Origin of the sequence: Solihabitans fulvus, assembly GCF_008386585.1 — a bacterium.
Taxonomy (GTDB): domain Bacteria; phylum Actinomycetota; class Actinomycetes; order Mycobacteriales; family Pseudonocardiaceae; genus Solihabitans; species Solihabitans fulvus.
Genome location: NZ_VUOB01000004.1, coordinates 1 through 8779, shown reverse-complemented (window position 1 = coordinate 8779; position 8779 = coordinate 1). Strand labels below are relative to the sequence as shown.

The 8779-nt window shown below is 72.3% G+C and carries 9 protein-coding genes; 1 reads left to right on the top strand and 8 read right to left on the bottom strand.

Translation table 11 applies throughout. The features are described 5' to 3' along the window. The 8 genes from F0L68_RS03510 to F0L68_RS03475 form a co-directional block, all read right to left on the bottom strand. A partial coding sequence (locus F0L68_RS03510; RefSeq protein ID WP_188316365.1) for a ribose-phosphate pyrophosphokinase-like domain-containing protein occupies positions 1 to 211 on the bottom strand: 211 nt, incomplete at its 3' end. A 217-nt stretch (positions 212 to 428) separates the two neighbouring features. Further along, the gene (locus tag F0L68_RS03505; RefSeq protein ID WP_149847946.1) at positions 429 to 1094 is read right to left on the bottom strand and encodes a CBS domain-containing protein; all 666 of its coding nucleotides are present in this window, start codon (positions 1092 to 1094) and stop codon (positions 429 to 431) included. 93 nt (positions 1095 to 1187) lie between these two features. Then, positions 1188 to 2708, bottom strand: coding sequence for a hydrogenase large subunit (locus F0L68_RS03500; RefSeq protein ID WP_149847945.1), 1521 nt, complete (start codon positions 2706 to 2708; stop codon positions 1188 to 1190). Beyond that, positions 2705 to 4162 carry a proton-conducting transporter transmembrane domain-containing protein gene (locus F0L68_RS03495; protein WP_149847944.1) on the bottom strand — a complete coding sequence of 486 codons (1458 nt, stop codon included), beginning with the start codon at positions 4160 to 4162 and terminating at the stop codon, positions 2705 to 2707. The genes F0L68_RS03500 and F0L68_RS03495 overlap by 4 nt, the downstream gene beginning before the upstream one ends. After that, on the bottom strand, positions 4162 to 4818 hold the full coding sequence (locus F0L68_RS03490) for a hypothetical protein (protein ID WP_149847943.1): 657 nt from the start codon (positions 4816 to 4818) through the stop codon (positions 4162 to 4164). Before F0L68_RS03490 ends, F0L68_RS03495 begins: the two co-directional genes overlap by 1 nt. A gap of 10 nt (positions 4819 to 4828) precedes the next feature. Continuing rightward, positions 4829 to 5767: a respiratory chain complex I subunit 1 family protein gene (locus F0L68_RS03485; RefSeq protein ID WP_149847942.1), complete on the bottom strand. Its 939-nt coding sequence runs from the start codon at positions 5765 to 5767 to the stop codon at positions 4829 to 4831. Next, on the bottom strand, positions 5764 to 7782 hold the full coding sequence (locus F0L68_RS03480) for a proton-conducting transporter transmembrane domain-containing protein (RefSeq protein ID WP_149847941.1): 2019 nt from the start codon (positions 7780 to 7782) through the stop codon (positions 5764 to 5766). The genes F0L68_RS03485 and F0L68_RS03480 overlap by 4 nt, the downstream gene beginning before the upstream one ends. Further along, positions 7779 to 8264 (bottom strand): NADH-quinone oxidoreductase subunit B family protein, encoded by a 486-nt coding sequence (locus F0L68_RS03475; RefSeq protein ID WP_149847940.1) that lies wholly within the window; start codon positions 8262 to 8264, stop codon positions 7779 to 7781. Before F0L68_RS03475 ends, F0L68_RS03480 begins: the two co-directional genes overlap by 4 nt. 265 nt (positions 8265 to 8529) lie before the next feature. On the opposite strand from F0L68_RS03475, the gene F0L68_RS03470 reads away from it, so the two are divergent. Next, on the top strand, positions 8530 to 8779 hold a 250-nt coding region (locus F0L68_RS03470; protein ID WP_149847939.1), incomplete at its 3' end, for an ArsR/SmtB family transcription factor.

The following is an 8779-nucleotide window of genomic DNA, read 5'->3' as shown; positions in this document are numbered from 1 at the left end:
CGCAGTGGCTCTGGATCACGAACGCGTCGCAGCCGCGCACCGACTCCTCGAACCTGACGAAGATCTCCCCGTTGGCGAAGTCGTACGCCGACTGGGGCGTGATCGTCACACCGAGGTGCTCAGCGACCTCACGTGCGAGATCGGGACAGGCGCGCCCAGACACCAGCACCAGATGCTTGGTGACCGCACCCGACCTACTGCTGGTCGCCACCTCAACAGACGTCACGGAACCTGCCGTTCGATGGTGGGTCGTGTGCGGTGCGGGGGCGGTCGCGGTCGCCCGTGCGCGGTATCCCGGCACGTCGCTTCCGGTTCCCGTCCCCGCATGCGGCCTGGCCCGCGTCAGCAAGGTCGACACAGCGGTATTGTCTTCTTAGTTAAGTACATACGCAACTCGGCATGCGACTCTGCCCGTTGGCGCATCGCCGTCACAGCCCGGTGATCATCAGGTCGTCGACGTCGTAGCGAAGGTTGTCGCGCACGGCGATGACGCCAGACACATGGGAGGCGAGTCGGATGGCGCGCTCGGCGGTACTGCGCAACGGGAGCCTGCCCTCCAGGGCGACGACACCGTCGGCGACGTACGCGCTGATGGTGAACGGGTAGGCCGCCAGGCCGGCCAACGTACGGTCGATGTCGGTTTGGATCGCCCGATCGCCACGCAGGTAAAGCCGAAGGACGTCGCGGCGGGCCAGCACGCCGACCAACCGGCCACCCCCGTCGACGACGAACAGTTGCCGCAGGCGCTCGCCGGCCAGGACACGCACTACGACAGCCAGCGATGTCCCTTCAGTGACGGCGAGCATGCGCCTGCTCATCAGGTCGGCGGCGGTCAGCCCCGAGGACTTGCGCCATCGCGCCCGGCAACGAGCGCCAGCCAGCAGGGGCGGACCGTCGGCGCCGGCATGGAACTCCAGCTTGGCCAGGACGTCGATGTCCTCCACCACGCCGATCGGCCGGCCCGTGGGATCCAGGACGGGCAGGGCGCCGATGCCGTGGGCGGCCAGCAATCCGGCCAGCACCAGGAACGGAGTGTCGGGCACGGCGGTGATCACCTGGCGGGTCATCACGTCGGCCGCGGTCGGCTCGTGCATGTCAGCCTCCACCGTGGTGCGCCAGGCCCGAGTCTGACGGGTTGCGGGGCCGGTGCCTGCGGCCGCTCGGGCGAGCCGCTTCGGCGCGGTATCTCAGAGGTCGTTGCCGGCGTAGGACAGGTTGAAACTCTTGTTGGTCAACGGGAAGTCGGGCACGATCGTGTCGGCCAGCGCGACGGGCAACGCCGGCCAGTTGACGAAACTGGGATCCACGACCTTGACCCGGCGCAGCGTCCCGTCCCGGCCGATCTCCACCCGGTGCACGATGGTGCCCCGCCACGCCTCGGCGATGCCCACCCCTGACGCCACCTCGCCCGCCTCCGCCGGTCGGGCCCCGTCGAATGGGCTGGTCAGGTCCTCGTTGTCCAGCAGCTCGGCAATGACCGCGACCGCCGTGGGAATCTCCTGTGCCCGCACCAGGAACCGGGCAAGCACGTCGCCAGTCTCGTGGGTGTGCACGGTCAACTGCGGCCCTCGGTCCACGAACGGGTGCGTCCACCGGGCGTCCACGGCAAGCCCGCTGGCGCGCGCGACATACCCCAGGGCGCCCAGATCCTCGGCTTGGCGCGCGGTGAGCACCGCGGTGCCGGCGAACCGGTCGCGCACGACCCCGTTGTCCAGCGCGAGTCCGACGATCTCGTCGGCGTCCATGGCGATCGCGGTCAGCTCGGCCACCTCCGGCCGCGTCCGAACGCGCGTGCCACCGGGCCGGATCGCGCCGCGCAGCAGCCGGTGGCCTGTCACGGTGGCGTTGAGTCGCAGCAGGCGTTCCCGGACGCGTTGGGCCTGGGTGTTGAGGATGCCGTAGCCCACGTCATTGCACAGCGCGCCGATGTCGGTGATGTGGTTGTAGAGCCGCTCCAACTCCAGCAACACGGCCCGGATCCGTTGCTCCGCAGGCGGAACCGGTAACCCGAGGGCGTCCTCGACGGCCAGGCAGAACGCGAGGGCGTGCCCGACGGAGGTGTCCCCGCTGATCCGCTCGGCCAGCTCGACGGCCTCGTGCGGGCGGCGGCCCTGGAACAGCTTCTCGACTCCCCTGTGCACGAACCACAGGCGCGCCTTGAGGTTGAGGATCGTCTCGCCGACCACGGAGAACCGGAAGTGCCCCGGCCCGATCATGCCGGCGTGCACCGGCCCGACCGGGATCTCGTAGACGCCGGGGCCCTCGACCGTGCGGAACGGGTAGGGGCCGTCGACATCGCCGAACGCCGGTGGTTCCCCGGCGTCGTCCAGCATCGGGTACCAGCCCTGCGGCCAGTGGAAGTGCCGCACCAGCCGACGCGGCAGCGGATGGTCCTCGGGGACGATGCCGTAGAGGTCACGCATCTCGCGTTCGAACCTGCCGGAGGGGAAGGACAACGCGGCCAGGCTGGGCACGCGCGGGTCGGCGCGGTCCAGCGGTACGTGCAGTTCCACGCGGCGGTCGGGATAGCCCGCGGTGAACAGGTACACCGCGCGCAGCCGGTCGCCGTCGTCGTGGCCTGAGACCAGCGCGACCCGATATCCCTTCTCCAGCAACGCCTCCGCGTGCATGGGCAGGTCGGCGGGGGCGATGGTGAGGGCGGTGCGGCGGTGGCCGGCGGGCTCGCCGGGTGGTGGTGTTGGGGTCATGGCGTGTGTCCCAGGGTCGCTGCGGCGGCGTCGAGAAGGTGTTGCAGGGGAAGGGATGCGACGCCGAGGACGGCGCACGCCAGTAGCCCGCCCACCAGCGGCACTGCGCCGGGCAGACGGCGGGGCGCGGTCGCGGTTCCCGGCCCCTGTGGCGGAGAGCCCAGCAGCATCCGGCTGGTGTGGGCGAGCAGCGCGCCGGCCACCACCAGGGTCAGCAGCAGCGCCGCCGAGGTCGGCCAGCCCAGGCCCGCGGCGAAGCCTGCGCGGGCGATGCCCAGCTCGCTGGCGAACAGGCTGAACGGGGGCAGGCCGATCAGCGCGAGCACGCCGAACCCGAACGTGCCCGCCAGCACGGGTGCGCTGGCCGCGAGGCCCCGCACGCCGGAGATCAGGCTGGTGCCGGTCACCTGTAGTACGCGGCCCGCGCCGAGGAACAGCACGGACTTGACCAGGCCGTGGCCGAGCACGTGCAGCAGCGCGGCGGTCAGCGCCAGCGGGCTGCCGATGGCCGCGCCGAGCGCGAGCAGCCCCATGTGCTCGATGCTGGAGTAGGCCAGCATCCGCTTGTAGTCCCGTTGCGCCAGCACCAAAGAGGCCGCCAGCAGCAGCGAGGCCAGCGCCACGACGAGCAGCAGCGCGCGGGCGAACCCGACCCCGAGCGCGGCGTCGGCGATCACCTTCACCCGCAGGACCGCGTAGCCGGCCACCGACAGCAGCACGCCCGACATCAGCGCGGACACCGGCGCGGGGGCCTGGCTGTGCGCGTCGGGCAACCACGCGTGCAGCGGGGCCAGGCCTGCCTTGGTGCCGAACCCGACGATCAGCAGCGCGACCGCGACGCGGGTGACGCCGCCGTCGAGCCCGGGCGCGGCGGCGGCCAGCTCGGCCAGGCCGAGCCCGGTCGGGGTGGGCGCGTGGGCGGCGGCGAAGTTCAGCAGGATCACGCCGAGCAGCGCCAGCGCGATGCCCGTGGAGCAGATGACCACGTACTTCCAGGCCGCCTCCACCGAGGCGCGGGTGCGCCGCTGCCCGACCAGGAACGCGGTGACGATGGTGGTCGCCTCGATCGCGACCCACAGTGCGCCGAGGTTCGCCGCGAGCACGGCTGACGCCATGGCGGCCAGAAACGCCTGCACGAGCAGGCTGTGCCGGGCCGCGGTCCGGGCGGTGGCACGGCCGGCGGCGATCTCCGCGCGCAGCCACGACGGTCCGGCGGCTGTCGCGACGAGCGCGACAGCGCCGATGACGACGAGCATGAACGCCGACAGGGCGTCGGCCCGCAGCCATCCGCCCAACGCTTCTCGCGGACCGTCGGTGGCGACGACGATCCCGCACGCGAGGATGCCGGCGGCGGAGGCCACGCCCAGCCACCTGGTGGGGCCGCGCCAACCGGCCACGGCGTAAACCGTGGCGGCCACAGCGGGCAGCAGCACGGGAATCAGCAGGATGTCCATCAGTCGCGCAGCTCCCGCAGTTCGTCGAGGTCGGTGTCGCCGAACGCCTCGCGCATTCGCGTGGCGAGGATCTGTAGGACCAGCACCGCGAACAGCACATCGAGGGCGATTCCCAGCTCGACCACCAGTGGCACCGAGGCGAGGGTGAGTACGCCCACGGCGGTGATCCCGTTGTCCACCACCAGGAATCCCACCACCTGCGACACCGCGCGGCGGCGCGTGGTCAGCGCGAACAGCCCGATCAGCACCATGGCCACCCCGATCGGGATGGCGTGGGTCGCCGTCGAGGGCGCCAGGTGCACCAACGGCTGGGAGGCCACATACGCCAGCAGCGTCAGCGCCGCCGCCGCGAGCAGCGAAGCGGGGATGTTGACCAGCGGCCGGGCCTCCGCGTCGCGCTGGTCGGCCAGGGCCCGGCGCAGCATCATCGGCAGCGCCACCGCGCGCAACGCCACGATCCCGACGGCCGCCACGCCCCACTCGGCGGAGCGCTCGTGGACGGCGATCACGATGGTGAGCGCGGCTAGCGCGACACCCTGCGCCGTGAACACCCGGATGACGCCGGCCAGGCCTCGTCGGGCCAGCACGAGCACGCCGGACAACAGGAACGCGCCGCAGGCCAGGTCGAGTAGTTGCGTGTAGCCGGTGTCGGTCACGTCGGGCTCCTCATGCCAGGAAGAAGGACGCGGCGACGGCCAGCAGCCCCAGCAGGAACGATCCGGCCAGCAGCTCGGGCACCCGGAACAACCGCAGCTTGGCCAGGAACACCTCCGCGACCGCGAGCGCGACGCCCAGCACGGTGACCTTCAGCGCGAAGGCCGCCGCCGCCAACGCCAGCGCCGAGGGGCTTGCGGTGACCGCGATCCCGAACGGCGCGAACAGGGTGGCCAGCAGGCCGAGGAACACCGTCAGTCGCATCGCCGAAGCCCACTCGACCAGCGCCAGATCCGGGCCTGCGTATTCCAGGATCATCGCCTCGTGCACCATCGTCAGCTCCAGGTGCGTGGACGGGTTGTCCACCGGCAGCCGCCCGGTCTCGGCGATCACCGCGACGGCGAGCGCGACCACCGCGAGCAGGCTCACCGGTGACAGCACCCGGCCCGGATCGTGCAGCGTCGCGGTGGTGATCGCGCCCAGGTTGGTGGAGCCGACCCGCACCGACAGCGCGAACGTCGCCATCAGCAGCGTGGGTTCAACCAGGGCGGTGATGGTCATCTCGCGGCTGGCGCCCATGCCGCCGAATGCGGTCCCGGTGTCCAGCCCGGCCAACGCCAGCACGACCGCGCCCAGCGTCAGCACAGCGACCACGGCGAACAGGTCGGCGATCGGATCCAGCGCCGAGGTGGTGGCCAGGAACGGCGACGCGGCCGCCGCGACCAGCGTGGTGGCCGCCAGCACCAGCGGGGCCAGCCGGAACACCTCGCTGGTGCCGCGCGGCGTGATCGGTTCCTTGCGCAGCAGCTTGCGCAGGTCCCGCCACGGCTGCCCGACACCCGGCCCCGCGCGGCCCTCCAGCCGGGCGCGGACCTGCCGCATCACGCCCACCAGCAGCGGGGATCCGCCGGCCACGACGAGCACCTGCGCGACGGGGGTGACGACGTTCACCGGGTCACCGCCAGCACGATCAGCAGCACGGTCACCGCGCCGAACCCGTAGCCCAGGTAGCGGTGCACGCTGCCATCGGCCAGGCCCCGCGCGGCGCGGCCCCAGGCCCGGAGCGCGGTGAGGACGGGCACGTACAGGCGGCGCTCGACGCGGTCGGGCACCGCCCGCCGGTACTCGATGGCCGCCACCAGGTAACGGGACTCGTCGGCGTGGGTGACCTCGACGTCCTGCTCGGGACGCAGCACGTTGTCGAACACCCGCTGCACCGGCTCGGCGAACGAGGTCGCGGTGTACTCCATGCGCGGGGTGGGCGGCCCGGCCCCGCAGTCCCACAGCCGCGCCTCCCGCCGCGCCCTGCGAGAGGCCAGCAGCCGCAGCGCTCCCAGCACCACGATCACCCCGGCCAGCAACGCCACCGCCAACATCAACGGCGACAACGCGCCAGCCACGCCACCCAGCCGCACCGTCACCGCGTTCCCGGAGATCGGGTCGGCCGCCAACCGGCCGATCGCGGTCGCGCGCCCCAGCGCCGACACGACCACGGTGGGCGCCAGCGCCAACACACCGCACGCCCCGGCGGCCAACACCATTCCCGCCACCATGCCGCGCGGGCTCTCGGCGGCGCGGGCGGCTGCCTCGCTGCGGGGCCGGGCCAGAAAGCCCGTGCCGAAGGCCTTGACGAAGGTGACCACCGCCAGCCCGGCGGTCAGCGCGACCACCGCCACCGACAGAGGCATCGCGATCGCGGTGACCGCGCCGGACGCGGGCAGGCCGTGCACCAACGCCTGCAACAACAGCCACTCCGACACGAACGCGGTGCCCGGCGGCAACGCGCTCGCGGCCAGCGCCCCCACTCCGAACAGCAGCGTGGTGGCCGGCATCCGGGCGCGCAGCCCACCCAACGCGTCCAGGTCCCGGCTGCCCGTCGCACGCAACACCGACCCCGCCGCCAGGAACAGCAACGTCTTGAACGCCGCGTGGTTGACGGTGTGCAACAGGGCCGCGACCAACGCCAGCCCGGCCAGCACCCGCTCGCCTGACGTGGCGAAGATGCCCGCCGCGCCAACGCCGACCAACACCAGCCCCATGTTCTCCGTGGTGGAGTGCGCCAACAGCCGCTTGAGGTCCGTGGCCACCGCGGCCTGCAGGATGCCGTAGAGCGCCGACACCGCGCCCACCGCCAGGACCGCGATCCACCACCCGCGCGCCCCGCCGCCCAGCAGGTCGAAACCCACCCGGATGATCCCGTATATCCCCAGGTTGACCATCGCGGCGGACATCAGCGCCGACACGTGGCTGGGGGCCTCCGGGTGCGCCCTGGGCAGCCAGGCGTGCAGCGGCACGATCCCGGCCTTCGACGCGAACCCCGCCAACACCAGGACGAACACGACAGTCCGCGAACCCGGTGTCATCCCCGGGGCGGCCGCGCGCAGGGCGGCGAAGGAGTCGCCGGGCGCGGCGGCCGCGAACAGCATCAGCCCAGCCAGGATCGCGGCGAAACCCAGGTGGGTCATCACCGCGTACCAGCGGCCGGCGGAGGCGACCTCCGGACGCTCCCGGTGTTCGGTGACGACCAGCAGCAGCGAGGCCACCGCCATCAGCTCCCAGCACACCAGCAGCGCGCCAACCGTGGCCGCGGCCGGCACGAGCAGCATGGCGGCGGCGAACACCGGAAACACCGACTGTGGGAGCCGCCCGCTCAGCCCGTGGCCGGTGTATCCCACCCCGTACACGGCGGCCGCCGCGACCACGCCGCCGGTGACCGCGACGAACATCCCGCCCAAGGGGTCGATGGCGAACACCAGGCCCGACAGGGGAAGCACGCCCGGCAGGGACACCGACCATGCCTGCCCCGCCAGGGCCCCGACCCCCGCGACGAGCGCCGCGCACCCCGACACCGCCGACAGCGCGCCGACCACGGCCGGTCGCGCCGCGCCCGGCAGGGCGAACCCCGCCACGGCGGCAAGGCCGAGCCCGACGAGCGCCGCGACGAACGACAACCCCGCTGGGCTCATCGGCCCGTGATCCCCCGCAGCGCGGCGGTGATCGCCTCCGGAGTCGGCGGGCAGCCGGGCACCGACACCTCCACCGGCAGCACGTCGCCGACGGACCCGACCACGCCGTAGGCGCCCTTGAACACGCCGCAGTCCCGAGCGCAGTCACCGACCGCGACCACCAGCTTGGGGCCCGGCACGGCGTCGTAGGTGCGGCGCAGCGGCTCGACCATGTTCCTGGTCACCGCGCCGGTCACCAGCAGCGCGTCCGCGTGCCGGGGCGAGGCGACCAGGCGTGCCCCGTACCGCTCGGCGTCGTGCACCGGCCCGAACGCCGAGCCGATCTCCACCTCGCACCCGTTGCACGAGCCGGCGTCCACATGCCGAATCTGCACCGACCCGCCCAGCCGCGCCGCCACCGAGGTCAGCGGCCCCGCGGGCCTGGCAGGCGCGGGCTCGGCGACCCGGCCGGTCTTACGGATCTTCCGCCACAACCGCCACACACTCTGCTCCGTGATCTGGTGAACCGACGAGCAACGGACGGGGATGGTGCCACTGCCACCCGACCCACCCCGATCGAGCGACAGGTCACCCGACCGGGACAAGGCTTGCGTGGGGCGTCGGCTCACCTCCACTCACTCTGACAAGTTTCCAAACTTAGCAACCAACTATATTGCTAGACTAGACATTCGTTGGTTTGGACTGTTGCACAGCGAGAAGACCCCGCGCCGACCCGCGTGGGCAGACTTCGACGGCGAAGGCGAGCAGATGCGGGCTCAACGACACGACAGCCGCACCGATCGCCCGCTCTACCAGGTCAAGGCCGAGTTCTTCAAAGCCCTCGGCCACCCGGTGCGCATCCGCGTGCTGGAGCTGCTCAGCCAGCGCGAGCACGCCGTCGCCGAGATGGTGTCCGAGGTCGGAATCGAGGCCGCCAACCTCTCGCAGCACCTGGCGCTGCTGCGCCGCGCTGGCCTGGTGGCCGCACGCAAGCAGGGCCTCACCGTCCACTACTCGC